21 protein-coding genes are annotated in these 24,383 nt (G+C 57.8%); 16 read left to right on the plus strand and 5 right to left on the minus strand.

The genetic code is table 11. The features are described 5' to 3' along the window. The first annotated feature begins 165 nt into the window (after positions 1-165). The 3 genes from AAE514_RS15575 to AAE514_RS15585 all read left to right on the plus strand — a co-directional run bounded on the left by AAE514_RS15575 (position 166) and on the right by AAE514_RS15585 (position 2,639). On the plus strand, positions 166-792 hold the full coding sequence (locus AAE514_RS15575) for an FMN-binding negative transcriptional regulator (protein ID WP_347332479.1): 627 nt from the start codon (positions 166-168) through the stop codon (positions 790-792). 183 nt (positions 793-975) lie between these two features. Next, complete coding sequence (locus AAE514_RS15580; protein ID WP_347332480.1) at positions 976-1,344, plus strand: helix-turn-helix domain-containing protein; 369 nt, start codon at positions 976-978, stop codon at positions 1,342-1,344. Beyond that, positions 1,338-2,639, plus strand: coding sequence for a type II toxin-antitoxin system HipA family toxin (locus AAE514_RS15585; protein ID WP_347332481.1), 1,302 nt, complete (start codon positions 1,338-1,340; stop codon positions 2,637-2,639). Before AAE514_RS15580 ends, AAE514_RS15585 begins: the two co-directional genes overlap by 7 nt. A 220-nt stretch (positions 2,640-2,859) precedes the next feature. On the opposite strand, the gene AAE514_RS15590 is transcribed toward AAE514_RS15585, so the two are convergent. Continuing rightward, positions 2,860-3,483, minus strand: coding sequence for a glutathione S-transferase family protein (locus AAE514_RS15590; RefSeq protein WP_347332482.1), 624 nt, complete (start codon positions 3,481-3,483; stop codon positions 2,860-2,862). A gap of 153 nt (positions 3,484-3,636) precedes the next feature. On the opposite strand from AAE514_RS15590, the gene AAE514_RS15595 reads away from it, so the two are divergent. Beyond that, complete coding sequence (locus AAE514_RS15595) at positions 3,637-4,596, plus strand: helix-turn-helix transcriptional regulator (RefSeq protein WP_347332483.1); 960 nt, start codon at positions 3,637-3,639, stop codon at positions 4,594-4,596. Between the two features lie 496 nt (positions 4,597-5,092). Further along, positions 5,093-8,293 carry a TonB-dependent receptor domain-containing protein gene (locus tag AAE514_RS15600; RefSeq protein ID WP_347332484.1) on the plus strand — a complete coding sequence of 1,067 codons (3,201 nt, stop codon included), beginning with the start codon at positions 5,093-5,095 and terminating at the stop codon, positions 8,291-8,293. Positions 8,294-8,354: 61 nt separating this feature from the next. On the opposite strand, the gene AAE514_RS15605 is transcribed toward AAE514_RS15600, so the two are convergent. Next, positions 8,355-10,358, minus strand: coding sequence for a VacB/RNase II family 3'-5' exoribonuclease (locus AAE514_RS15605; protein ID WP_347332485.1), 2,004 nt, complete (start codon positions 10,356-10,358; stop codon positions 8,355-8,357). A 171-nt stretch (positions 10,359-10,529) separates the two neighbouring features. On the opposite strand from AAE514_RS15605, the gene AAE514_RS15610 reads away from it, so the two are divergent. From AAE514_RS15610 to AAE514_RS15620, 3 genes are all read left to right on the plus strand, one after another. After that, positions 10,530-12,245 (plus strand): potassium/proton antiporter, encoded by a 1,716-nt coding sequence (locus AAE514_RS15610; RefSeq protein ID WP_347332486.1) that lies wholly within the window; start codon positions 10,530-10,532, stop codon positions 12,243-12,245. Positions 12,246-12,439: 194 nt separating this feature from the next. Next, positions 12,440-14,080, plus strand: coding sequence for a methyl-accepting chemotaxis protein (locus AAE514_RS15615; protein ID WP_347332487.1), 1,641 nt, complete (start codon positions 12,440-12,442; stop codon positions 14,078-14,080). A 37-nt stretch (positions 14,081-14,117) separates the two neighbouring features. Next, positions 14,118-14,651: a shikimate kinase gene (locus AAE514_RS15620; RefSeq protein WP_347332488.1), complete on the plus strand. Its 534-nt coding sequence runs from the start codon at positions 14,118-14,120 to the stop codon at positions 14,649-14,651. A gap of 14 nt (positions 14,652-14,665) precedes the next feature. Here AAE514_RS15620 and AAE514_RS15625 read toward each other — a convergent pair whose 3' ends face one another. The 3 genes from AAE514_RS15625 to AAE514_RS15635 all read right to left on the minus strand — a co-directional run bounded on the left by AAE514_RS15625 (position 14,666) and on the right by AAE514_RS15635 (position 16,317). Further along, positions 14,666-15,154 carry an Lrp/AsnC family transcriptional regulator gene (locus AAE514_RS15625; protein WP_347332489.1) on the minus strand — a complete coding sequence of 163 codons (489 nt, stop codon included), beginning with the start codon at positions 15,152-15,154 and terminating at the stop codon, positions 14,666-14,668. Positions 15,155-15,307: 153 nt separating this feature from the next. Continuing rightward, positions 15,308-15,862: a hypothetical protein gene (locus AAE514_RS15630; protein WP_347332490.1), complete on the minus strand. Its 555-nt coding sequence runs from the start codon at positions 15,860-15,862 to the stop codon at positions 15,308-15,310. Between the two features lie 122 nt (positions 15,863-15,984). Continuing rightward, positions 15,985-16,317 (minus strand): type 1 pili tip component, encoded by a 333-nt coding sequence (locus AAE514_RS15635; RefSeq protein ID WP_347332491.1) that lies wholly within the window; start codon positions 16,315-16,317, stop codon positions 15,985-15,987. A 311-nt stretch (positions 16,318-16,628) separates the two neighbouring features. On the opposite strand from AAE514_RS15635, the gene adk reads away from it, so the two are divergent. The 8 genes from adk (at position 16,629) to AAE514_RS15675 (ending at position 24,322) form a co-directional block, all read left to right on the plus strand. Next, complete coding sequence (gene adk / locus AAE514_RS15640; RefSeq protein WP_347332492.1) at positions 16,629-17,282, plus strand: adenylate kinase; 654 nt, start codon at positions 16,629-16,631, stop codon at positions 17,280-17,282. A 313-nt stretch (positions 17,283-17,595) separates the two neighbouring features. Continuing rightward, on the plus strand, positions 17,596-18,318 hold the full coding sequence (locus AAE514_RS15645) for a hypothetical protein (RefSeq protein WP_347332493.1): 723 nt from the start codon (positions 17,596-17,598) through the stop codon (positions 18,316-18,318). A gap of 157 nt (positions 18,319-18,475) precedes the next feature. After that, complete coding sequence (gene tsaB, locus AAE514_RS15650) at positions 18,476-19,186, plus strand: tRNA (adenosine(37)-N6)-threonylcarbamoyltransferase complex dimerization subunit type 1 TsaB (protein ID WP_347332494.1); 711 nt, start codon at positions 18,476-18,478, stop codon at positions 19,184-19,186. A gap of 35 nt (positions 19,187-19,221) precedes the next feature. Next, positions 19,222-20,022 carry an undecaprenyl-diphosphate phosphatase gene (locus AAE514_RS15655; RefSeq protein WP_347332495.1) on the plus strand — a complete coding sequence of 267 codons (801 nt, stop codon included), beginning with the start codon at positions 19,222-19,224 and terminating at the stop codon, positions 20,020-20,022. Positions 20,023-20,112: 90 nt separating this feature from the next. Continuing rightward, the gene (locus AAE514_RS15660; protein ID WP_430623909.1) at positions 20,113-21,423 is read left to right on the plus strand and encodes a M18 family aminopeptidase; all 1,311 of its coding nucleotides are present in this window, start codon (positions 20,113-20,115) and stop codon (positions 21,421-21,423) included. An 18-nt stretch (positions 21,424-21,441) separates the two neighbouring features. Then, positions 21,442-22,119: a hypothetical protein gene (locus AAE514_RS15665; protein ID WP_347332497.1), complete on the plus strand. Its 678-nt coding sequence runs from the start codon at positions 21,442-21,444 to the stop codon at positions 22,117-22,119. A 59-nt stretch (positions 22,120-22,178) separates the two neighbouring features. Then, on the plus strand, positions 22,179-23,201 hold the full coding sequence (locus AAE514_RS15670) for a cyclic nucleotide-binding domain-containing protein (RefSeq protein WP_347332498.1): 1,023 nt from the start codon (positions 22,179-22,181) through the stop codon (positions 23,199-23,201). Beyond that, positions 23,201-24,322: a tRNA-queuosine alpha-mannosyltransferase domain-containing protein gene (locus AAE514_RS15675; RefSeq protein WP_347332499.1), complete on the plus strand. Its 1,122-nt coding sequence runs from the start codon at positions 23,201-23,203 to the stop codon at positions 24,320-24,322. The genes AAE514_RS15670 and AAE514_RS15675 overlap by 1 nt, the downstream gene beginning before the upstream one ends. The last annotated feature ends 61 nt before the right edge of the window (positions 24,323-24,383 follow it).

Raw genomic sequence — 24,383 nt, forward strand, 5'->3', positions numbered from 1 at the left:
TGACTTTCTCTGTGAGTGATAATACACTCAAAATCAGGTGGCCAGAACCACTATGCCACTACAAAGAGTCGGTTTTCTCCATCCTCATGGGCCATTTGCACCGATGTCAGTTACCATCTAGCGAAACATTATCTGATTGACCAAACTAACGAGAAAACGTGAACAATGTACGTCCCCCAACACTTTAAGGAAGACGACAAGCCGAAGCTCCAGCAGTATATCCGTGACTATGGGTTTGGAATGCTGGTCGTTTCCGATGAGACTGGCATTGAGGTGAACCACCTTCCTTTTTATCTAAGCGGTACGGGACCGAAGTCCCTTGGTATTTTGCAATGTCATGTGACGCGTAAGAACCCGGTATGGCAACGGTTGGCCCAAGGTGTGCGGGTGCTGGCAGTGTTCCAAGGGCCTAGCGCTTATGTATCTCCCTCCTGGTATCCCACGAAGACGGAAGACGGCCGCGTTGTGCCTACCTGGAACTATCTGGCCGTTCACGCCGAGGGCCACGCCCGGGTCGTTGAAGATCCAGCTTGGTTACGCCAGCATCTGGGGCGACTGACCGATCAGCACGAGTCAGGGAGAGTTGAACCCTGGGCGGTGGAGGATGCTCCCACCGACTTCACCGAGCGTTTGGCGCAAGCTATTGTAGGCATAGAGATCGAAGTCGAGACTCTGACCGGCAAGCTGAAAGCGAGCCAGAACTTGTCTGAGAGAAACCGTGCCGGGGTGAAGGCTGGCCTTGAGGCGGAGGGCGACACGCATAGCCACGCCATGTCCCGGTTTATTCGCTAACCGACCAGTTATTATGCTGCAATTTTAGCACAAAAACCATTAAAATATTGGTTTTTGCTGCATTTTTGCAGCACAGTTGTCGTCGGGATGTGGCGTTTTGGGTATCGTTGGTGTATTATTGCAACAATAACCCTATTTGTTCCTGGTAAGGGTGTATTTTTACTGCATTAATGTGAGCTTGAGATGACTAAAATCCGCTACTCACTCACCGATGATGCCATTGCTGGCGAGCTTGGGCGCAGGCTGGCGCGCCTGCGACTAAACGCCAATATCTCTCAGGACCAGCTCGCCGACTCTATTGGCATTGATCGCGGCCGCATCGGGCGACTGGAACACTCTGGAACCGGAAAGCTTTCGACCTTGATTGCGGTACTTCGCCATCTGGACAAGCTGGAGCTGCTGGAGGAATTTCTGCCTGAGGCGGACATTGTCAGCCCGCTCGAGGTGGCCGAGTCTCAATTAAAGTCATACAAAGGTGTGCGGCAACGGGCACGAACCACCCCTAGCCGCAAGCGCAACGCCAAGGAGAGCAAGGAGGACCTGGGGTGGTAGCTCAGTCGGCTTTCGTATCACTGTGGGGCAATACCGTAGGGGCCCTGGCCGTGCAACCAGACGGCTCTATTGCGTTTGAGTACGCGCCGGACTGGTTGGCCACCGGTGTAGAGATCGCCCCTATTAAGATGCCATTGCAGGCGGGGTACTTTCAGTTCTCTCGCCTGAACGACGACACCTTCAAAGGCTTGCCCGGGGCCTTTGCCGATACGCTGCCCGATGATTTCGGCAACGCCGTGATCGATGCCTGGCTGGCTCGTGAAAGCATTCCTAAAGAAGACTTCGGGCCAATTGATCGGCTGCTCTACACCGGTACCCGGGGCGTGGGCGCCCTGGAGTATTGGCCGGCGAAGGATCTGCCGAATGGAGCCGACAGCCCGATCGAGCTTGAATCCCTTTTGGAGGTCGCACAACAGGTCCTTGACCAACGGGGGAACCTGGATGTGGACCTGAGCGAGGGTCACGCAATGAAAAGCCTTCTCCAAGTGAGCACTTCCGCCGGCGGCGCTCGCCCAAAGGCTCTGCTCGCGGTGAATGAGGCTCGCACAGAGATTCGGTCCGGCCAAGTCGACGCTCCGGAGGGGTTTACTCACTACCTGTTGAAGTTTGATGGGGTGGCGGAACATCACTCGAGCAAGGAAACCTTTGGCGACCCTCGGGGTTTCGGGCGAATGGAATATGCCTACTACAAAATGGCAACCGCCGCCGGGGTTATTATGGAGCCTTGTGAGCTTCTGGAAGAGAAGGGGCGTGCGCACTTTATGACCCGCCGTTTTGACCGGGACGGTAACCACAAGCGCCATTACCAGTCCTTGTGCGCGATGGACCACGCCGACTACAAAAGACCGGGCCACTACAGTTATGAAGAGCTGTTTACGACGGCCAGGCGGCTACGGCTGACGCGTAAGGAGGCCATACAGCTCTACCGGCGGATGGTGTTCAATGTCGTGGCGAGAAACCATGACGACCATACCAAGAACTTCGGCTTTCTCTTGGACGGCCCCGAAGCCAAGTGGCGCTTGGCGCCCGCCTTCGATATCGCTTACAGCTACAAACCCGGCTCCGAATGGGTGAACCGCCACCAGATGTCGCTCAATGGAAAGCGGGATGATTTCACGCAGGAGGACCTGTTGGCGGTGGCGAGCCAAATTGGCGAGTTTACCCGCGAGGCCAAAAGAATCATTGAAGAGGTTTGCGATATCGTGGCCGACTGGCCCCGATATGCAGCCGAGGTCGACGTGCCCACGCCTCTTGCAAAGGAAATCCAGGGAAACCTTCGCTTGTTCCTGAACTAATAGCGCCGGGTAGGGCCGTGGGGCTTCCGAGGCATGACCGGTGATGAGGCACGCGACCTCAAGTACGAGGTCAACGTTTAATCAGCGATATCAATAGCCGCGGATTGCCCCGTTCGGCCGTGGAGTTAACTTATCTGAAGCGGGTCCGGCATCTGTTGAATGGGACATCGGCGCAAAGGCCCGGCACAATGACTGTGCCGGGCCGTCCCATCAAGGACCTTTACGCACTCTTCTCCATCAAAGCATTGTCCAGGCTATCGGCGCGTCTGGCTGCCTCTCTCTTCTCACAGCGTTCCACGTATCGGGCAAACACCGGGTTTGGCTCCAGTACTTTCATCATCGTGTGCCAGCCGATATAGCTCGACATCAGAAGGTCGGCGGTTGTGAATTGATCGCCGCACAGGTAGGGCTGTTTGGCCAGGGTTTGTTCGACGGTATTCAAAGTGTCTTGGATATGGCCGCATCCGATTGCTTCAGCGCTTTCATCCGTAATTTCCCAGCTATAGGCTTTGGCCGTTAAAGCCATTTCGTAGGGGCCCGCCACAAAAAACAGCCAGCGGTGATAACTTCCACGCTCCGGGCTATCCAACGCCGGCGCCAGCCCCGCCTCGGGGAATTGCTCCGCCAGGTAGGCGCATATGGCCGCCACCTCGGTAATGACGGTACCGTTGTGAGTCAGTGTTGGCACCTTGCCCATGGGGTTGAGTTTGAGGTACTCCGGGGATTTGATGTCGCCACCGAAGGTCATGACTTTCACATCGTAAGGCTGGCCGATTTCTTCCAGCATCCAGCGAACGACCCGGCCTCGGGATTGTGGGTTGGTGTACAGAGTCATCGTGTTCATGGGGTTTGCTCCTTGGCTTGGATTAGTCATACATTACATTCAGGTTGAATTATGGGCCGCTGCAGCGCCAACAGAGCCATCTTATTGGCTTAATAGGCTAGATCCCGTCCTATTAATGCGAGATCATTGGTTTTTATTGTATGGAGCAACCCTATGGCTGGGCCGACGACTCGGGTGCTGGCATTGCTGGAGTTACTTCAGGCCCGAGGCCAGCTCTCGGGTGCGGAAATCGCGGAGCGCTTGGGCGTCGACCGGCGTACGGTCAGGCGCTATATCTCTGTGCTGGAGGACCTGGGTATTCCGGTCACCACCGAGCAGGGGCGCTATGGCGGTTATAGGTTGGTGCCGGGCTTTAAGCTTCCGCCGTTGATGTTTACTGAACCGGAAGTGCGGGTGATCACGCTCGCGCTATTGGCGGTACGCGAGCATAACCTTCTGGAAGATGACGTGGCGCTGGCGAGCGTTCAGGCAAAGCTGGAGCGCGTAATGCCTGACCACCTTAAAACCCAGGTACAGGCGATGGACAGTACCATTCAGTTGATTCCTTCGCGCCGTTCATCCGGCCATCAGCAGTTGCTGGAGCTAACTCAGGCGGCCCAGGCCTGTCAGGTTGTCAGCATGTCTTACCATCCGCCGCAGGGGGAGACCATGCAGCGCCGGTTTGACCCCTACGGGTTGGTGTTTCGGGCGGGCTATTGGTATGTAGGCGGCTTTTGCCACCTGCGCCAAGCCTTGCGCTCCTTTCGCCTGGATCGGCTGTCCGACATCACTCGGGAGAGCGAACACTTTGTGCGACCGGCCAATTTTGACGCCGCTCGTCACCTGCAAGACAGTTTGTATAACGCTGAGCGTCGTTATCCTGTGAGTGTCTTATTTCACACCGATATGAAGTCGGTGACGACTTATCTTTGTACAGAGACTGTCTGCACGAACGATATGGAGGGCATGTTTGAGCAGCAGGAAAACGGCGTACTGCTAACCACCAGTACGGACAATCATTACTGGTTCGCTTGGTGGCTGGCACAGCTGCCTTTTGGGTTTGTGATTCTATCTCCGGATGAGTTGAAGTCGGCACTCAACGAGCGTATTCAGCGGTTGCTTGCGGCGGTTTAGCGCTGTGTATCTCTTTTTCGTAACGAGAGCGGTCATGGACAGGCCGGCCGATGGCGATAGGCTGGCGGAAAATGAAAGCGAGAAGTGGCGTTAGAAAATACATGCAGGCAAATATTGGCGCCATTTGTCTCAATTTTCGTCAAAAGGGGTTGATTCTGGTTCCACAACTGAATAATCTCAGCGTCGTGTAAACGGTTTCATTGCGTTCTACACACCGCCAACAACCAAAAAGTGAGCGAAGGCGGCGCTCTGTAGTGTGTCGGCATAGCTTCGGTATTCGGTCGCGTATAAAAAGCCAATAATGGCGAATTTCAGCTGTACCGGTAGCTATTGTTCGGGGGTGGTTTACCTGGGCAGATAGCTCATCGCCAAAACATTGTGCAAGCGGCTGGGAAGCCTTGTCGGAATATTAATAAGTAAAAAGTGTGGTTTTCAATGGTTCCGCCTGAGGGTGAGCTTCAAGAAAACCCATTCTGACTAATATGGAGAGTTCAGCATGACCCAAACACATTCTGCGTTTCATAAACGTATTCTCTCGTCAGTGGTTGCCTCGCTTGTCGCCGGTGGTATCGGTGCGCCGGCAATTGCTCAACAACCCACTAATGGCCCGATCGAAGAGGTCGTTGTGCGGGGTATCAAGAGCTCGCTGGAGCAGTCCATTGACCTCAAGCGGGAATCCAATCAGATGATGGAGGCGGTGACGGCGGATGACATCGGTAAGATGCCCGACCAGAATATCGCCGAATCACTCCAGCGCCTACCCGGCGTGCAAATCGATCGTCGCGGGGGCGAGGGCACCAAGGTCCGTATTCGCGGGCTGGACCAGAACATTACCCTTCTTAATGGCGAAAACTTTGTTTCCGGCATGGAGTATTACCAGCTCGGCGAGTGGCGGCAGAACTATGATGGTTCGCTGGAGGGTATTCCCTCCGAATTGCTCGGCGGTGTGGAGGTGTACAAAACGCCCGTTGCCTCAATGGTTGAGGGCGGCATGGGCGGCGTGGTCAACTTGAAGACTCGCAGCGCACTGGACCTTTCCGAACCTTTGCTGGCGGCCAATTTAAAGATGGACCAGGGCTTGGATGCGGAGGAGGCCAAACCCTCAGCGTTTATTGTGGCCGGCAATAACTGGGGTGATTTTGGGGCGATTGTCTCACTGACCATGAACCAGAAAACCGTTCATAACGACATGATTCAGAACTTCTCTCGGGAGAATACCGGCGTGCTGTGTACCGAGGGGGGCGAATTCGACAGCGATTCGCTGACGTGTTCGGACGGCCGATCTTACTTGGCGCCGGGGATGTTTTATGTCATGGACACCGAACAAGAACGCGAGCGGCTAGGGGCCTCGGTCAATCTGAGCTGGCAGGCGACCGATGCGCTAGAGTTTGGGTTCGACTGGTTTCACTCGACGCTGGATATCGAAACTCGCTCTTATACTGTTAAGCACCCTATGGCGACCGACGACGCCACCGGGGTCAACGAAGACTTTGATTACGGCATTAATAGTGCCAATGACGTGGGTATTCTGACCTACGGAACTGTGGATGTGCCCGGTGGTGAGACCAATACCTCTGGGGAAGTGATGGAAGGTGATGCCAACAACTTGGCGCTTCGGGCCGATTTTGACAACGGTGGAGCGTTCCGTGTGAGTTCCGCTCTGACCTATGCCGAAGCCTCCCATGAGCGCCGTGCCGGGATGGTCGACAGTCGGTTTACGCCCTATACCTTCCGCGGTTACGTCGGTACTGATGAGTCACCCAACGGCTGGGGAGACGTGGTTCCGAACCCCCGCGACAGCGAGACACGGTACGAGTATCGGGCCGGGTCCCAGCCCTCCCTGGCCTACACCGATCCGAGCATTCTGACCAACCCGGATTACCACACCTATAAGTCTCATTGGGCCTTGGGCTCGGATGTGGATCAGGAGTCCTACAGTGTTCGGCTCGATACCGAGTACGATGTTGAGCTTGGGGACTTGAAGACACTGAGTTTTGGCGTGCGTCGCGCTGAAGAAGAAGTGGACTTCAGAGAGCTGCGCTGGATGACCGACTTCAGCCAGACCGAGGGCGCGATGACGCCCAACCTCTATGATGAAGACGGAAATATCTCAACCCCCACCGACTTTGATCCGAGCACAGAGCCGGGGCCGTTGAACGATGGCGTTCGCGAGGCGATGTATTATGATCTTTGTGGTAACGGAGGCATCCCCGCCAAAAAGACTTGTGACATCGACGGTGATGGCCTGGACGATAATCGTCCCTTCGGCCCTTGGGGTTACTTTATTGATGCGGCGATTGGTTTGAAAGCCTTCGAACTGGAAACCTCCAGTGGTATGAACATGGCCGAAGCGCTTTACGGGCCGGACGTTATGCTGGGCGATGCGGGCCGCTGGAGCGGTGGACCGGGCTACTTGCCCTGGGAAAGCTTTACCGATAATCCCGACCGTTACATCGAACTCAACAACTTCTTTCCCTCCGGTGGCTACCAGTCCAACGTGCTGATGCACGGTGCGGCACCCATTGTGGACGACGTTGAGGGTTGGATTGACGGTGTGGCCCCCAACTCGCCCGGGCGTTGGTTTGAAGTACCGCTGAATTCCTGGGTGGTAACCGAAACGAGCACCGCCCTGTATGGTGAAGCCGACTTCTCCGGCGACCGGGTGCCTTACACCCTGAATGTGGGTGTGCGAGTCGTTAATACCGAGGTGGATATTCAGTACGCCACCCGTGAACCCCAGGCTGTTGGCGAAGGCTGGACTCAAGCGACTGACGGCTGGAACAGCCAGGGCGTACTGCTGGTGTGGGAGAACGAAACGGCGACGGAAGATTACTGGGACGTGTTGCCCAGCTTGAACTTCGTTCTGGATACAACGGATGCCACCAAGCTGCGCTTCTCCGCCGCCAAGGTGATTGCCCGTCCTAACCTGCAGGATCTGGGCCGTGGGCAACAGTACAATTATACCCGGGTTAACGAACCGGGCTTCGGAGACTACTTCCAGTTTACCGGTGGTAGCTCGGGTAACCCGTCTCTGGAGCCGTACCGTGCAACCCAGGCCGATGTGGCGTTTGAGTGGTACTTTGATGACCTCGGGTTGGTTTCGGCCGGTGCCTTTACCAAAGCGGTGGAATCGTTTATTGCCAGTGAAACGCGACTGGAGTTTGGGTCCGATGAGGGGCCCGACGGCGGTAGCTGGGGCGGTGTTAACCGTCCGCAAAACGGCTCGGGTGGTAGCGTTTCAGGCGTAGAGCTTGCTTTTCAGCAGTCTTTTGACAACGGGCTCGGCCTCAGTGCCAACTACACGTTCTCCGACAGTAAAACCGACACGGACTCCACGTTGAACAGCAACCTGGGCTTGCCCGGCGTGTCCGAACATGCCTTTAACGTGATGGGCTTCTACGAAAACGAGCACCTGAGTACTCGCCTGGCCTACACGTGGCGTGACGAGTACCTGTCGCCGCACCGGTCGGTGTTTGATGTGGGTGGTTTGGAGAATGGCGCCTCGGAGTTCTACGACGCCTACGGCCAGTGGGATGCCAACCTGACCTGGGATATTAGCGATAACTTCTCGTTCACCGCGGAAGCGATCAATATCACCGGTGAAGAGCAGACCAGTTACCTGGGCTATTCCTCTCACCCGATGACGTACACCTCTCAAGAGCCGCGCCTGGTTCTGGGGGTTAGCTACCGGATGTAGCGTATTGAGTACTTTGTGAGACCAACGCTTGGCGCCCCTCGGGGCGCCATTTTTTTGGTTTTCAGTCAGTCTTCACCGGTGCCTGCTCCCAAACCCGCAGCCGCTCCGCCGTTGCCTCATCCACCACTTCCAGGGCGATGCGCTGGCGCTCTTTGTCCACGCCCTGTATCACCACATGAACGGTCTGGTCCAGTTGGTACTGCTGCGCCTCGAGGGAAATTTTGAGCCGGCGGGAATCGAACGCTGGCTTGGTGTCGCCATCCGCAAGGCGGACAAAGCCCTCAATGCCCCAGTCATCTAGGCGCACGCCGAAGCCCATGGAGTTCACCAGGGTCACCTTGCCGGTATGAATGCTGCCAATTTTATCGCTGACAAAGTCGCAGGCCAGCCATTGCTCCAACTGTCGGCAGGCCTGACGGGAGCGCTGCAGTCGGCCTTGCAGGTGTTCCAGCAGCGCTTTGCTCGGAGGGGTGGCGGGCTCTTCGCGCAATATGCTTTTTACTGCCCGGTGGTTGTAAAAGTCATGGTAGCGGCGAATGGGCGAGGTCACCGTGGCGTAGTGAGGGAAGCCCAGGCCGAAGTGCTCGCTGGCATCGCCCGAGAGCGAGGCGGCCTGCAACATGCGCTGAATCAGGGGCAGGAGCGTTTCAAACGCGGGCGCCTGCTCTGGGTTTTGCCGCAGGTCGCGCAGCAGTTTTTGGAAGTGGGGCAGCTCCCGCAGGTCTCCCACTTCGTATTCCGGTGCGTCTTCTTTCAGCAGGCTGAGGGCATCCTCCAACCGCTCGGGGCGAAAACCGACGTGGTGGGAGAAAATGCCGTGGCCCGGATGACGGGTGAACAACTCGCCGGCGCAAATATTGGTGGCGAGCATGGCCTCTTCGACGATTCGGTGCGCCTTGGTTCGCTCGCGCTTTTCGATACGCTCGATTTTCTTCTGGTCGTTCAGCACAAAGTAGTAGTCGGGCCGGGCTTCCATCAGCAGGGCGTGCTCTTGGCGATGCTCGCTGCGGGCGGTGGCGCACTCGTACAGTTGGCGCAGCAGCTCCAGTCGCTCGGCGGGCAGCTCGGTGCTTTCGAGGTTGCCGTCGAGAACCTCGCTCACGCCGTTGTAGCTCAGCTTGTGGTGTGAGCGAATCAAGGCTTCGCTAAAGCGGTAATCCGTAATGCTTCCATCGCGCTGGATATGCATGCGGCAGACCAGGGCCGGGCGGCGCTGCTCGGGTACCAGGGAGAAAGTGTCGTGAGACAGTTCCGAGGGCAGCATGGTGATGCTTTGGCCCAGCAGGTAGACCGTGCTCGCTCGGTCGCTGGCGGCTTTGTCCAGGGGGGTGTCGGGGGCAATAAAGCGGCTCGGGTCCGCGATGGCGACCCAGAGCTCCCAGCCCTCTTCACGGCTTTCCACATAGACGGCATCGTCCATATCCCGAGTGGCTTCGGCGTCGATGGTCACAAAGGGCAGGGCAGTCAGGTCTTCCTGCTCGGGGTCAGCGGTGATTGGGGTCAGGTTAATCGCCTGCGCCTGATCCTGAGCCTTGTCGGACCACTCATTGGGCAGTTGAAATTTCGCGCTCACGTAGCGCGCTTCCACGCCCGGCTCGCCGGGCTTGCCCAGGCTCGCGGTAATCGTGATCTGGGCCTTGCCTTCGTGGTGAAAGGGGTGCCGGCTGAGGCGGCACTCAATCAGGTCCCCTTCTTCAAACCCCTTGCGTTGATTTGGCGGAACAAACAACCAGCGGGTAAACTGTGGGACGTCTGGTTCCACAAAATGCGCTTTTCCCTTGATTCGGTAACGGCCCACAAAGCTTGAAAACTCACTGTCGATCAGGCGCTCCAGCTGCGCTTCCAACTGGCCCTTGCGGTTGGTGGTAAGGGCCACTTCCACTCGGTCTCCGGGAACCACGCGCATGGTTTCCTCCGGGGGCAGGAAGGCCTCTCGGCCGTCGTCAAGATTGACGAACGCAAAGCGGCGAGTCGTGGTTCGGACCACCCCCGGAGCGAGGTCTTTTTGTGAGCGCAGGTTGGACTTGAGTGTGGATAGCTGTTGCAGCGCGTTCGGATCAAACATGAATGACAACTTTATGTGTGGCGTAACGGGTTCGGGTAAGGCGCGATCATAACAGGAAACCGCCCCTGGCGTTACCGGTAGGGGCGCTAAACAGGGGCGTCAAACAAAGCACCGTGGTTTCTCTGAGGGCGGGGGTAGCCCGCGCCATTAATGTAGTACTATTGGTTCCTTATGGATACGTTGAATCAACTGATTTTCTTTGGGGGGATGCTGTTTGTCATCAGCATCCTCGCCAGTACCCTCTCGCCCCGCATGGGGATGCCGTTGTTGCTGGTGTTTCTCATTATCGGAATGCTGGCCGGAGAAGATGGGCTAGGGGGCGTTCAGTACGACGACGTTGAATCCGCCTATTTTATGGCGACGTTGGCGTTGGCGGTCATTCTGTTTGACGGTGGCCTGCGTACCGACCGCAATAACTTCCGGGTTGGGTTGCGCCCGGCGCTGTTGCTGGCCACCGTGGGCGTGGTGGTCACGGCCGCCCTGACCGGGGCCTTCGCGGCCTGGATTCTGGGCGTGGGCTGGGTTGAAGGCTTTCTGATCGGCGCGATTGTCGGCTCCACCGATGCCGCCGCGGTCTTCTCCGTGCTCAATATGCAAGGGTTGGCGCTTAAAACACGGGTTGGTGCCACCCTGGAGATTGAGTCCGGCTTGAACGACCCCATGGCCATCTTCCTGACGCTTCTTCTGGTGGAGTTCATGCTGCGGGGCGATGGCGGTTTCAGCATGATGATGCTCGGCCAGTTCCTCTGGCAAATGGGGCTGGGCGCGGCCATTGGGCTGCTTGGGGGGCGTGTTCTTGCCTGGGGCGTGGCCAAGCTGGCTCTGAGTCCGGGCCTCTATCCATTGCTTGCGCTGTTTGGAGGCATTTCCACCTTCGGGCTGGCCGCTTCGTTGCAGGCCAGTGGTTTCCTGGCGGTGTACCTGGCGGGGTTGGTGGTCGGCAACCGTCTCTCCCGAGGGCTCTACAATATTCAGCGCTTTCACGATGGTATCGCCTGGCTGGCGCAAATCAGTTTGTTCCTGATGCTGGGGCTGCTGGTCTCTCCCAAAGAGCTGTTGGTCTATGCGCCCAGCGCCGTTCTGGTGGGCTTGTTTCTGATATTGCTCGGCCGGCCTCTGGCCGTGTGGTTGTGCCTGATTCCATTTCAGTTTGATTGGCGTGAAAAGTTGTTTATCAGCTGGGTCGGCCTTCGCGGGGCGGTGCCGATTGTATTAGCCATGTTCCCTTGGCTGGCGGGGTTCGATAATTGGCCCTTCTTTTTCAATGTGGCCTTTTTCATTGTGCTGGTATCCCTGGTGCTTCAGGGGTGGACCGTGGCGCCGCTTGCACGCAAACTCAACCTGGAAGTGCCCACCAGCTCCACGCGAGTACAACGGGTGGAGCTGGGCGTGCCCGGCCAGGTGGGCTATGAGTTCGTGGGCTATAAGTTGGCCGAGGGTAGCCCGGCTTTGCGCTCGCCCACGGATAAGCTGCCACTGCCTCAGGGGGCCAGCCTGCTATGTGTTCTGAGGGCGGACCAGCCGCTATCGTTGAAGCAAAGCCACCGCCTGGAGCCGGGGGACCATGTGTACCTTCTCGCATCCGCTACGGACTTGCCCGCCTTGGATAAGTTGCTGGTGGGGGTCGACGAGCCGGACCGGCTGTCGGTTCAGGCGTTTTTCGGGGAGTTTGTGGTCACCCCCCGGGCGAAGCTGGCGGACCTTGGCATGCTTTACGGTTTTGAGGTGCCTGAGGATAAAGCCAACTGGAGCATCGCCCGCTACATTTACAGCCAGTACCGCCACCCGGTTGTGGGTGATCGCGTGCGCTTGGGTGAAGTGGAATTTGTGGTGCTTGATATGCGCGATTCACGCCTGACGCAGGTAAGCTTGAAGCTCCATCAATAAGCGCGTTTACTTCCCTCGTTTTCTAAAACTCTGCCGCCGTTATCGATAACACGATAGCGGGCGTGACGTTTGTGTTTGAACTACACTTTTTAAGTCTATGTTGGCGGAGGCGCCTCGCTCAGTGATGTGTTGACTTGACCTTTCAAGTGCAGGCTGCCAGGGAACACTACGTCTTTCGTCTCAGAGGGCTTGCTATGTTTAGCTGGTACAACAACATGGGTTTCCGCTGGAAACTGACACTTCCTTTAATGTTACTGGTTATTATTTTTATCGGGGTCAGCGTTTATGCCGTCCGCGCGACTACAGCGTTAGGTGAGAACTCTAACACGATCGCCACTGTTAACTTGCCGGAAATACAGTTGCTGTTGGAAGCTGACCGGGACTTGTATCAGGCCTTGACGGCCGAGCGAGCCATGTTGGTGGCTGGCTCCGTGGACCGCGAGGCACTGTTGCGGGAACACCAGGAAAACGCCCAGCAAACCTATGATCGTGCCATGCAGTCGTTTGACCTCTCCCAGATCGTCACCCAGCAAGAGCGACAACGGTTTGAAAGCCTCTATGATCGCTGGTTTGAGTCCAGTACCGCTGTAATAGAGGAAGCTCGCACGGCGGGCCCCTTGGCGCTGGAGCCCCTGGCCTCGCGCTCTTTCGGGGAGGTTTCCGAGGCCTTTAGTGAGCTCCGTAATCATCTTGATGTGGTCTCCGAACGTCGCCTGCAACAGGTGGATTCCCTGAATCAGCAAATTAATGAGGATAAGCGATACATGATTTCGGCGCTCAGCCTGTCCGGCATTCTGGGAACGCTGATTTCACTTGGCGCCGCCGCCTTCCTGCCTATGTTGGTCACGCGGCCCTTAAACCAGATCAGTGCCCGAATCCAGGACATTGCGGAAGGGGACGGGGATCTGACCTTGCGGGTCAATCTGGACCGGACAGATGAACTGGGGCAGTTAGCGGAACAGGTCAACCGGTTTATGGCGCGGCTACAGCGGCTGATTGGCGATGTTCGAAACACGACGGAAGAGGTTTCGACTTCCACAGAGCAGGTATTGCAGGCTTCCACCAGCAGCCAGAAGGCGGCGGACGAACAGGGGCAGGCCATCAACATGGTGGTGGCCGCCGTGAATGAATTGACTGCGGCCATCGGTGAGGTCGCACAGAACACGAATGAGACCGCCGAGAGCGCCAAAAATGCCAACCAAACCACCGAGGACGGCCGTAACCGCCTGGAGCGCGCCGTCAGGCGGGTAGACAGCTTGGCCTCCCACATTGGTGAGACCGCCGAAAGTATGCGCCGGCTGGAGGAGGAGGCGCAGAACGTTACCTCGGTGATTGATGTAATTCGCGGTGTAGCGGAGCAGACCAATCTGCTGGCTCTTAACGCGGCCATTGAAGCGGCGCGGGCCGGAGAACAGGGCCGGGGCTTTGCGGTTGTGGCGGATGAAGTTCGCACCCTGGCCAGTCGAACGCAGCAGTCCACCGAGGATATCCGCAATATGCTGACCCGCTTGCAAGGGGGCGTGCAGGAAGCCGTGGAAGCGATGTCGTCCAGCCGTGAATTGACTGATGAAGCCGTCTCGGCCGCCGGCGAGGCGGGGGAGTCTCTGGTGGACATCGCCGAGGCCGTCCAGCGCATTACCAACATGGCCATTCAGATAGCCAGCGCCGCTGAGGAACAGAGCACGGTGACGGGGGATATCGACAAGAATATGGTGGAAATTAATGAGTTGGCGTCGCGAACGTCCGATGACGCAGCCACCACGGCGGTGGCTAGTGAGCGTTTGATGCAGTTGGCTTCCAGCCTCAGGGAACTGGTGGTAAGGTTTAAGGTGTAACGTTCATTCCCTTGGGCCAACAAGTGAGGAGTTTTCTGTGGTTGAACCAGTTGGTAATAGTCTCGTTCTTGTGGGAATGCCCGGAGCGGGCAAAAGTACAGTCGGCTTGCTGTTGGCAAAGGAATTGGTGAAAGCCTTTGTCGATACGGACATTCTCATTCAGACGCGCGAAGGCAAGACCCTGCAGGATATCGTTCACGACCACGGCTTTCAGCACCTTCGGGAGCGTGAAGAAGAAGTGCTGCTGGAGTGCCAGTACCTGAACCATGTGATCGCCACTGGTGGCAGCGTGGTGTATAGCGAACGCGGTATGAACCACCTGAAACGATCAGGGCGGGTGGTATTTTTGGATGTACCGTTGGAGGAGCTTGAGCGCCGGGTTCAAAACTTTTCAAGCCGTGGCATTGCCTGCCCGCCGGGGCAAAGCCTGGCGGATGTGTTTGAAGAGCGCCGGGCGCTCTATCAGCGCTATGCGGATATCGTCGTGGACTGTGGCCGGAAAAATCAGGACCAGGTCGTTTCCGAGATCATTTACAGCGAAGGCGAGCAGTTCGCCGATGTTGACGCTTGAGAGCGGCTTTGTGGTTACAGAGGTAGCTCCGTGGTGTATTTCACCTGTTTCAACGCAAAGTTCGAGCGAATAGAGGCTACATGCGGCAGGGCTCTCAGCTGTTCATTGAGGAGGCGCTCGTAGTGCCCAATGCTGTTGACCACCATCTTTAGCAGGTAGTCGCAGTCGCCCGTGCTGGCATAGCACTCCAATACCTCGGGAATTTGCTGTACGCCCTCTTCAAAGGCCAGAAGGGTCTCGACTTGGTGGCCGGTCAGCCGAACCGCGCCGTGCACGACCACATTCATGCCAACCTTTGACGCGTCAAGCAGCGTCACCTTACCCCGAATAATGCCCTCGGACTCCAGCCGTTTGAGGCGGCGCCAACAGGGGGTGTGGGAGAGCCCAATCAAATTACCCAGGTCGGCCATGGAGTAATCGGCACTGGCCTGGAGCGCACGGAGGATTTTTCGATCGTAGTCATCCAGATCGATAGATCTCAGGGGGGAGGTTGATGCTGACATAGTTGTTATCCTGATTATGAGTTTCTCTCACTAACCATTTTAGGGGCCGTTGGCGGTGCAATCAATTCTGTCATCGCGGGAGGGCCCCATTCCCGCCGGCGCTTGGGGGAACGGGATAGGGGACGATTGCTTGAACAGGGCGTAAGGACCGGCTTAGCGGGCCCCGGGACCTCGGCCGCGCCGGCCCGCCGAAATTGGGGTGGCGGGCTCGCTCTCGGTTGCCGGAAGGTCCGGCTCCTCCGCGAAAAGGGGTGGTTCTGGCGCGGGGGTGGGTGCGGGAGAGGGGGCCGAGGAGGGGCGGGCATGTTCGAACCGTTCTTTGATACGGGTTAGTTCCTCCAGGGTCTGAGCCCGCTCGGCCAACTCCGTCTGTTTTTTGTCGATTTGTTTCTGCAGGTTCTGAATGTCTTGTTCAATCCCCTGATGTTCCCGCTGTATGCGTTGCTCTTTCTGGCGGGCGTCCTGCAAGACATCTTCCAGTCGTATGTGAGCGGATTCGAGGGTTTTGCAAATGACCGCCATCAGCTCATCGCTCGGTGGTTCGGACAGGTCGCGCATCAAGCCGATGGCGTCGTCGAAGCTGTAACGGCCAGCGGGGCGGGTTTTGGCGTCGTCCACCAGGGGTTGGTGGAAATCGTCCCGAGTGGGAAGCTCTAAGCTCTCATCCTCGGGGTGAGTGTCGTTGTCGTGCTTGCTGAACAGTCCCATCGTCGTGTCCTCCAGTCAAAGACCCAAAGGGAAGGCCCGCCCTCCGCTACTCGGTGGGAAGGAGGCGGGCAGTGCCACTACCTGAGTGTTCAGCTTAGTTCATTTTTGCGCGGTCGGCCGAATCACGCCGGCTCGCCCTTGAGTTTATGCAGGTGTTTCTGGCTGAGGGAAAGAAAACGGGGGGTGGGCCCCTCGTCCCCGTAAATCGGGTCACCTTCCTCATCTTCCGCCACAACGGTGGAGCCCTTAATGTAGGGCATGCCGGACTCAAGCTCTCCCAATGCGGCCGAGAGCAGGTCGGTAATCAGCCGCTCCGGGGTCGTTTTGGGGTACATTTCGCGCAGCGCCTCAAGGCGAGCGGCGTCTTCCAGCGGCAGGTGGACTTCGTAGGTTTGCTCGGTGATCCGGCCGCTGGCGGTTTTTTCCCAGTGCCTCATGAGTTCGCTTACTTTCATCGATAAAACCTCATCTCTGGTCGGGGTGGGCGGGCCCCAGCGGGCCGCGCCCTTCATTCTCAGTATAGAATAGCCTCTGGCTTACAGCTATTCGACGACAAACTTCGCACGTCGTTCAGCTCTTTATGGTTATGCGGGCGAAGCGCGTCCAAATCAAGGTGGGGCTTGGGGGTAGGGGAAGGTTGGACCACCGCTCTTGACGCCGCTATGCCCCTATATTGTGCTCTGGGGGCGGGCCGTGTATCGTATGCGGTTTTTCATTGGCCGTCAGTCCGCCAACCCTTACTGCACTGCTTTTAAGGAGCAACCCCATGAATATAATCCTGCTCGGTGCCCCGGGAGCCGGTAAAGGTACCCAGGCACAATTGATCATGGATAAGTTTGGTATTCCCCAGATTTCAACGGGGGATATGCTACGTGCCGCTGTTAAGGCGGGAACTCCACTCGGTATGAAAGCGAAAGACATTATGGCTTCGGGCGGGCTGGTGCCGGATGATTTGATCATCGCGCTGGTTAAAGAGCGCATCAAGGCCCCCGATTGCGCCAACGGCTTTCTCTTTGATGGCTTCCCCCGCACCATTCCCCAGGCTCAGGCATTGTTGGACGAGGACATCAAGATTGACCACGTCATCGAAATTGATGTGGATGATGAGGAAATCGTCTCTCGTTTGGCCGGTCGTCGTGTCCATGAACCCTCGGGCCGGGTTTACCACATCGACCATCAGCCGCCCAAAGAAGAGGGTGTGGATGATATTACCGGCGAGCCCTTGATACAGCGGGAAGATGACCGGGAAGAAACCGTCCGTAAGCGTCTGTCGGTTTACCACGAGCAGACCAAGCCGCTGGTTAACTTCTATCGTGACCTTGAAGCCACCGGAAAGCCCGAAGCTCCAAAGTACACTCGGGTTTCCGGTGTGGGTAGCATTGACGACATTCGTCAGCAGCTTGAGGAGGTGCTGAAATAACGGGTTATTCATTCACTGAGTACAAAGTGTTTTTCGATGGGGCTCGCATTTGCGGGCCCCATTTTATTCCAGTCAGAGAAAATGGTTGGGCGTTGCTTTTAGGCAACAAATAAGCAATAAAAAACGTGTTTACCCTTCGAATCCGTGAATTTTTCAAAAAAAGCGCAAAAAAAACCCAAAATATTTGCTAAAAACTCGCAATGTGACTAATTTTTACATAGTATTTGTGGTGGATTGGATGCACATAGACTGTGCTCTATTTTGTTAATCAACTGATGTGTAGACAACGATACAAAGTTGAGGAGAAACGTTTATGGCCAGAGTAGCTAAAAAGCGCAAGGCAACTGCCAAACGCGCTACAGCAAAGCGTACCGCCACACCGGTAACAGCGGCTGATCCGGCGGTAGTAAAAGCGGAAGCCAAAATCGAAAAACTGCAGAAAGACGTCGACGCCCACGCCAAGAAAGTAGAAGCGGCGCGGAAGAAGGCGGCGGCGGCTAAAGCCAAAGCGGCGGGTTCGACCCGGGCGACCGACAAGCGCGCTGCCAAAAACGCGAGTGCAGCGGTCAGCAAGGCGAATGAGCGGGTGAAGGCCGCACGGGCCAAAGTGTCTGAAGCGCGTGTGGAATTGACCAAAGCCAAAGCAATGGCGGCCGCCAAGGCGGCAGCTGATGCGGCGGATGCAAAAATTGCCGAATTGCGTGAGCGCCTGGCCGATAAAGCGGAAAGTGATCTCGAAAAAGCGAGAGAAGCGTTTGAAGAGCGTTGGCGCAAATCTCGCGCCAGGGCTGACGAGCGCAAGGTAAAGGCCGCTAAGAAGAAAGCCGCCGCCAAAGCCAAAGCTGCCGAGAAGAAGGCCAAAACCAAAATTGTCCAGGTGGACCGCAAGGCGGCCGCCAAGGCAAAGGCCAAAACTCGCAAGAAAACCAGCAAAAAACGCGCGACCACCAAGCGTTCAACCACTGCGGCTCCCGGTAAAACCCGTGCCCGCAAGGCGAGCGCCAAGCGTCGTGGCCGTCCGGCCAAGAAAGCGTAAGAACGTTTAGCCGGGCACCGGCCCTGAAGCGTTCAAACCCGAAGGGTGTCGGCTGCGGCCGCCGCCCCTCGGGTTTTTTGCTTTTATGGCTCCTGTCATGCACTCGCGGAGGAAATCTGGCAAAATGCGGGCCCTCAGAGTTCGAGAGTCTGGTGATATGCCCCGAATACTAGCCCTGGATACCTCCTCCGATGCCTGCTCTGTTGCCTTGCAGGAGGCAGAGCGCACGGTGGGCCGCTTTGAAATGGCGGCTAAAAGTCATACCCAACGATTGTTGCCCATGGTGGATGAGGTTCTGGCCGAAGCGGGCTGGAGCTTGTCGAGCTTGGACGCCGTGGCGTTTGGCCGTGGGCCGGGCTCTTTCACCGGCCTTCGAATCGGTCTGGGTGTAGTGCAGGGGTTGGCCTTTGCCCGGGACTTGCCCGTTGTCGGCGTGTCCACGCTCGACGCTATGGCACTGGGTTACTATAAGACGCACCCCTCTTTTGAAGGGCAACCCGTCCTGGCGGCGATGGATGCCCGTATGCAAGAAGTCTACTGGACGCTTGTTTCGTGGACGGGTGAGCCCGACTGGCTTCATCGGCTGGAGAATGAAGCGGTGTCCCCCCCGGAGGAGGTGGCGGGGCACGGCGCTGTGCAAGCACTGGGTTCCGAGTTCGTAGCCATCGGCCCCGGCTGGCATTACCCCGAGCTCAACGCCCTTACGCCGGCGCACCGGGACCTTGATGTTTACCCTAACGCCTTGCACATGCTGCCCTTGGCTGAGCGCGCCCTGGCCAATGGTGAAGCGGTAGCCGCCGAACAGGCGCAGCCGGTGTACCTCAGAGATACAATCAGCTGGAAGAAACGCCAGCGCATTCGCTCCTGAATAAGCGTTTCGGCGTGTGATTGACGGAATGAACCATGGAAACCTTGCACATCGTTTTGCTCGCCCTGATTCAGGGGATTACCGAATTTCTTCCTATCTCCAGCTCGGGCCATTTGTTGTTGCCCAAAGCGCTGTTGGGCTGGCCCGATCAGGGGCTGGCTTTTGATGTGGCGGTTCACGTCGGCACCTTGACGGCGGTCGTGCTCTATTTTCGATCCAGCCTCTGGCAGATGGCCCGTGACTGGAGCCTTCAGCTAGTGGCCCGAGCACCCGCCACCGAGGACAGTCGACTGGCTTGGCTGTTAATACTGGCAACCCTGCCCGCTGCGGTGTGCGGATTGCTCTTTGATGCCGTAATAGAAGCCCACTTGAGAACCACGCTGGTCATTGCATTGACTACGTTGATCTTTGGTGTGGCCCTGGGGTGGGCCGATTGGCGGGGCGGCCGTGTTCGTACTCTCGCGGATATTACCTGGAAGGCCGCTCTGCTGATTGGTCTGGCCCAGGCCCTGGCGCTGATTCCCGGTACCTCGCGTTCGGGAATTACCATTACCGCCGCGTTGCTGTTGGGCTTTACCCGGACCGACTCGGCGCGCTTTTCTTTTTTAATGTCTGTTCCCGTAATTGCCTTAAGCGGAGGGTATAAAGCGCTGCAGTTGGTGGTGCAGCAAGAGCCGGCCCCATGGCTGGAGCTGTTGCTCGGCGCGGCGTTGGCGGGGGGCAGTGCATTTGTTTGCGTGCATTATTTCATGCAATATATCAACCGCCTGGGAATGTTGCCGTTTGTGGTTTATCGGCTGTTGTTGGGCAGTGTTCTGTTGTTGGTCGCGTTTTGAGCTCGCGCTACCCGCCAAGGGCTGATGTTATCGGCTCGGGGCGTTACCCTACGAGTCCACACTGAAATTCTGTGAGTGTTTATGACTTCCATGTCGTCTCAAACGTTTAATGAAGGCCTGCTGGATTTTCTGCAGGCCTCCCCCACGCCGTTTCACGCGGCCTCCAATATTGCCGCTGAGCTGACCCGCGCCGGTTTCCAGCCCCTGGCCGAAGGTGAGCCCTGGAAGCTGGAACCGGGTGGCAAATACTGGGTGATGCGCAACGGCTCTTCCGTTATCGGTTTTGTCTATGGAAAAGAGTCCCTTCCGGCCAGCGGTATTCGCATGGTGGGGGCTCATACCGATAGCCCCTGCCTGAAGGTTAAGCCTACCCCGGAGTTGTCCCGTCAGGGGTACGCCCAAGTGGGCGTTGAAGTGTACGGTGGCGCTCTGTTGGCGCCCTGGTTTGACCGGGACCTCTCCATGGCCGGTCGGGTCAGCTACCGGGACACCCACGGTCGGATCCGCAGTGCCCTGGTGGACTTCAAGGCGCCGGTGGCGGTGGTGCCCAGCCTCGCTATTCACCTGGACCGCGAGGCCAACCGTCAGCGCAGCATTAACCCTCAGAAGGAAATGGCGCCGCTGCTGTTGAGTGAAACTCCGGGGGCGGACCAGCCCGAATTCCGCGAGCGTTTGAAAACCCAACTGCTCAGCCAACATTCGGGGCTTGAGGTAGACCAGGTGTTGGATTTCGAAATCAGCCTATACGATACCCAGCCCCCGGCCATGATCGGCATGGCTCAGGACTTTTTGGCCAGTGCCCGGCTGGACAATCTGCTGAGCTGTTATGTGGGGCTGCAGAGCCTGATCGATGCGGATGATCGGTACAGCAGCCTGTTGGTGTGTAATGACCACGAGGAAGTGGGCAGCGCCTCGGCGTGCGGTGCCAAGGGGCCGATGCTACAACAGTTTTTGGAGCGGTTGCTGCCCGAGGTGGAAACCCGGATGCAAACCATCGACGCTTCCCTGATGGTTTCCGCCGACAACGCGCACGGGGTTCACCCGAATTTTTCGGACCGCCATGACGACAACCACGGCCCGCGGCTGAACTTCGGCCCGGTCATTAAAATAAACGCCAATCAGCGCTACGCCACCACCAGTGAAAGCAGTGCACTGTTTCGGGACTTGGCCGAGCGGGCGCAAGTGCCGGTTCAGACCTTTGTGTCGCGCACGGATATGGAGTGCGGCAGCACCATCGGCCCCATTACCTCCTCAGAAGTCGGCGTGAAGACGTTGGACGTGGGCGTGCCTACCTTTGCGATGCACTCGATTCGCGAGCTCGCTGGCCGGGAGGACGCTTGTTACCTCTACCGGGTACTGAACGAGTACTACCGCTACCCGCATCCCCCGGGACGGTCCTGAAATATGAGAGGAAGTGTCATGAGTCGAACAGCCGTCAGTGCTCTGTTTGTCGCGGGTCTGTCCATTTTCGCCGGTTACGCCGGTGCGAATGACGGCCACTTCATGGTGGACGATGCGAGTATCACCCCCCCGCAAAACTGTAAGTTTGAAACCTGGTACACCCATACGGACCCCGTCAGCCGAGCGGTGGCCTCACCCGCCTGTAACTTCACTGGGGGCTCGGACTGGACGCTGCCGGTCACCTATAACAACGAGACCAATGAGGTCTCGGATATCGGCTTGGAATACAAAACAGTGGTGTGGACTTCCCGTAGCGGCCCTGCCTTGGCCCTTTCCGGGGGTGCCAACTATCACCGCTCCGGCAGCGAGCTGGACCGCTACTTTGTCAATGTGCCACTGAGTTTTCAGCCGATGGACAGCCTGACGTTGCATCTGAACGGTGGGGTGGAGCACGATCGGCGCATCGACGAGACCTACGGCACCTGGGGGTTGGCGGCAACGTTCAAGCCGGTGGTGGGCCCTATCTGGATTCTGGAAATGGCCGACAATGATTGGCGCCGGGCCCCCATCTACGCTGCGGGCGCTCGGACCACCATCGGCAGCACTCGCTGGACCCTGGATGTGGGGTTGGCACACGATACTCAACTGGAAGAGACGGCCTACACAGTGGGGATTAACATTCCACACTTATTCTAAAAGCGAAGCCCGCTGGTTTTAATGAATGCTCGCTTGTTTCAATTAATGGTAGCCACGTAATGACTCTCCAGAGAGATAAGCTCCGCGCTTTTGCCCCTTTTGACCGCCTGTCGGACGAGTACCTGGACAAAGTTCTGGATAGAGCCGAGTACGCCGAGATGGCTCGGGGGACGTTGATTTTCAAGCGCGGTAAAACGCTTGAATCCCAATACTACTTGCTCTCCGGGCGGGTGGATCTAATCGACGCTCAGTTTGAGAAACGCCCACTGGAAGCCGACAGCGAGGAGGCCCGCTTCCCCTTGGCGGACCAGTCGCCCACGCAGGTCTCCGCCGTGGCCATGTCCGAGGTAGCGCTTATTGTGCTCGAACGGGACTTTCTGGATCTCGTCATGGCTTGGAGCCAGAGTGGCGACCACCCCGATAGCGAAGCCGGCGAGGGCGAACATGACTGGATGTCTCACCTGCTTGAATCGCCACTGTTCACCCGCATACCCCCCAGCCACATTCAACAGCTGTTCGTGCGCTTTGAGGAAGTGGAAGTGGAGGAGGGCGAACGAGTGGTTCGTGAAGGGGAGCAGGGGGATTTCTTTTACGTGTTGGAATCCGGCCGCGCTAAAGTCACCAACAAGGCCGGCAAGGTGCTGGCGGAATTGGGGGCCGGCTCATACTTTGGGGAAGAGGCGCTGGCAGGGGATACCACGCGAAACGCCAACGTCGAAATGCTTTCGGCCGGCCGGCTTATGCGGCTGGAAAAGGCCGATTTTAAAACCTTGCTGCAAGAGCCGGTCATCCAGACCATTTCGGCGGCCGAGTGGCCGCAGCGCCGCACCCAATTGAATGATCCGCAAGTGTTGGATGTGCGCCTCGCCGTGGAGCGCCGTTTTGGCAAACTCGAAGGCAGCCGCAACCTGCCACTGGCCCAACTGAGGGAGAGCCTCGAGCAGCTCGACAGCGACAAAACGTATGTGGTGACCGATGATGCCGGCCGGCGCAGCCACGTGGCGGTGCAACTGCTGGCCCAGACCGGGCTTGATGTGTATTTGCTGGAGGGGGCGGCCGAGCAGTACGGAACCGGCGGTTAATGCGAGTCCTGCTCCTCTCCGGTTACGACGCTCCCAGCCACCGGCGCTGGCGCGAGCAACTGGCCGCGCGTTTTCCCGACTGGCAGTGGACCCAGTTGGCCCTGCCGCCCCGGCACTTTAAATGGCGAATGCGTGGCAGCGGCTTTCTCTGGGCACACCAGGAGCGCGAGTGCTTGCTTGAGCCCTATGACCTGCTGATCGCCACCTCCATGGTGGATCTATCCTGTCTGCGCGGCTTTGTACCCCAGCTGTGCCGTATTCCCACCCTGGTCTATTTCCACGAGAACCAGTTTGCCTACCCCCAGAGCAAGCAGCAGCGGGCCAATGTGGAGCCGCAGTTGATCAACCTGTATACGGCCCTGTGTGCCGACCAGGTGGCGTTTAACTCGGAGTATAATCGTACCTCGTTTCTCGCCGGGGCGACCCGGTTGCTCAAGCGCCTGCCCGACGCCGTGCCCGAGACGGTGATGAGTGACTTGGAGGCGCGTTGTCGGCTCCTGCCCGTGCCCATTGAAGCCCCGTGCTTTGTAGCCAACGATGCCGAGCCCGATGGGCCGTTAACGCTCGTTTGGAACCACCGATGGGAGTACGACAAGGGGCCGGACCGGTTGCTCTTGGGGCTTCAGCGTTTTTTTGAACAACGGCCCGAGGCCCGGATACGGCTCCACGTGGTCGGCCAGCAGTTCCGGCAGCAGCCTCCCGCCTTTGCCGAGTTGAAGGCTCTGCTGGAGGCTCACAACGCTTTGGGCCACTGGGGCTATGAACCGAGCCGAGAGCGTTACCGGGCCCTGCTCGCCCAGAGCCACTGCGTGCTTTCCAATGCCCTCCATGACTTTCAGGGCTTGTCGGTGCTGGAGGCGGTCGCCGCTGGCTGTCGGCCGCTGCTGCCCGATCGGGAGGCCTATCCGGAATGGTTCCCGCGGGAGTGCCTATACAGCAGTGAGCGGGATAACCCGCTGAGCGAGGCGCACGCCTTCGCCGCGTTGCTGCACAGGGAGTACGCGGCCTTCACCGCCGGGCAGATGCCACGGGCGCCCTCGGTGGAGTTTTTACATGAAGGGCGCTGGCAACAACCCTACACCGAACTTCTGACCCGGGTTGCCCACACCGCCAAATTGTGAGCTCGAAGGTGCAAAAGCCAGTGGCCAACCTGTATCATTAGCGGCTTTTCACCTTCCAACC

Source organism: Marinimicrobium locisalis, assembly GCF_039822625.1.
In the GTDB taxonomy this organism is placed as follows: Bacteria; Pseudomonadota; Gammaproteobacteria; order Pseudomonadales; family Cellvibrionaceae; genus Marinimicrobium; species Marinimicrobium locisalis.

Bases quoted from the DNA above. Each gene is read 5' to 3' on its own strand.
- AAE514_RS15580 (WP_347332480.1), top strand. From the start codon at position 976: ATGACTAAAATCCGCTACTCACTCACCGATGATGCCATTGCTGGCGAG.
- AAE514_RS15645 (WP_347332493.1), top strand. From the start codon at position 17,596: ATGGCCAGAGTAGCTAAAAAGCGCAAGGCAACTGCCAAACGCGCTACA.
- adk (WP_347332492.1), top strand. From the start codon at position 16,629: ATGAATATAATCCTGCTCGGTGCCCCGGGAGCCGGTAAAGGTACCCAG.
- AAE514_RS15625 (WP_347332489.1), bottom strand. From the start codon at position 15,154: ATGTCAGCATCAACCTCCCCCCTGAGATCTATCGATCTGGATGACTAC.
- AAE514_RS15600 (WP_347332484.1), top strand. From the start codon at position 5,093: ATGACCCAAACACATTCTGCGTTTCATAAACGTATTCTCTCGTCAGTG.
- AAE514_RS15615 (WP_347332487.1), top strand. From the start codon at position 12,440: ATGTTTAGCTGGTACAACAACATGGGTTTCCGCTGGAAACTGACACTT.
- AAE514_RS15590 (WP_347332482.1), bottom strand. From the start codon at position 3,483: ATGAACACGATGACTCTGTACACCAACCCACAATCCCGAGGCCGGGTC.
- AAE514_RS15595 (WP_347332483.1), top strand. From the start codon at position 3,637: ATGGCTGGGCCGACGACTCGGGTGCTGGCATTGCTGGAGTTACTTCAG.
- AAE514_RS15635 (WP_347332491.1), bottom strand. From the start codon at position 16,317: ATGAAAGTAAGCGAACTCATGAGGCACTGGGAAAAAACCGCCAGCGGC.
- AAE514_RS15670 (WP_347332498.1), top strand. From the start codon at position 22,179: ATGACTCTCCAGAGAGATAAGCTCCGCGCTTTTGCCCCTTTTGACCGC.
- AAE514_RS15575 (WP_347332479.1), top strand. From the start codon at position 166: ATGTACGTCCCCCAACACTTTAAGGAAGACGACAAGCCGAAGCTCCAG.
- AAE514_RS15605 (WP_347332485.1), bottom strand. From the start codon at position 10,358: ATGTTTGATCCGAACGCGCTGCAACAGCTATCCACACTCAAGTCCAAC.
- AAE514_RS15665 (WP_347332497.1), top strand. From the start codon at position 21,442: ATGAGTCGAACAGCCGTCAGTGCTCTGTTTGTCGCGGGTCTGTCCATT.
- AAE514_RS15660 (WP_430623909.1), top strand. From the start codon at position 20,113: ATGTCGTCTCAAACGTTTAATGAAGGCCTGCTGGATTTTCTGCAGGCC.
- AAE514_RS15610 (WP_347332486.1), top strand. From the start codon at position 10,530: ATGGATACGTTGAATCAACTGATTTTCTTTGGGGGGATGCTGTTTGTC.
- tsaB (WP_347332494.1), top strand. From the start codon at position 18,476: ATGCCCCGAATACTAGCCCTGGATACCTCCTCCGATGCCTGCTCTGTT.
- AAE514_RS15655 (WP_347332495.1), top strand. From the start codon at position 19,222: ATGGAAACCTTGCACATCGTTTTGCTCGCCCTGATTCAGGGGATTACC.
- AAE514_RS15675 (WP_347332499.1), top strand. From the start codon at position 23,201: ATGCGAGTCCTGCTCCTCTCCGGTTACGACGCTCCCAGCCACCGGCGC.
- AAE514_RS15630 (WP_347332490.1), bottom strand. From the start codon at position 15,862: ATGGGACTGTTCAGCAAGCACGACAACGACACTCACCCCGAGGATGAG.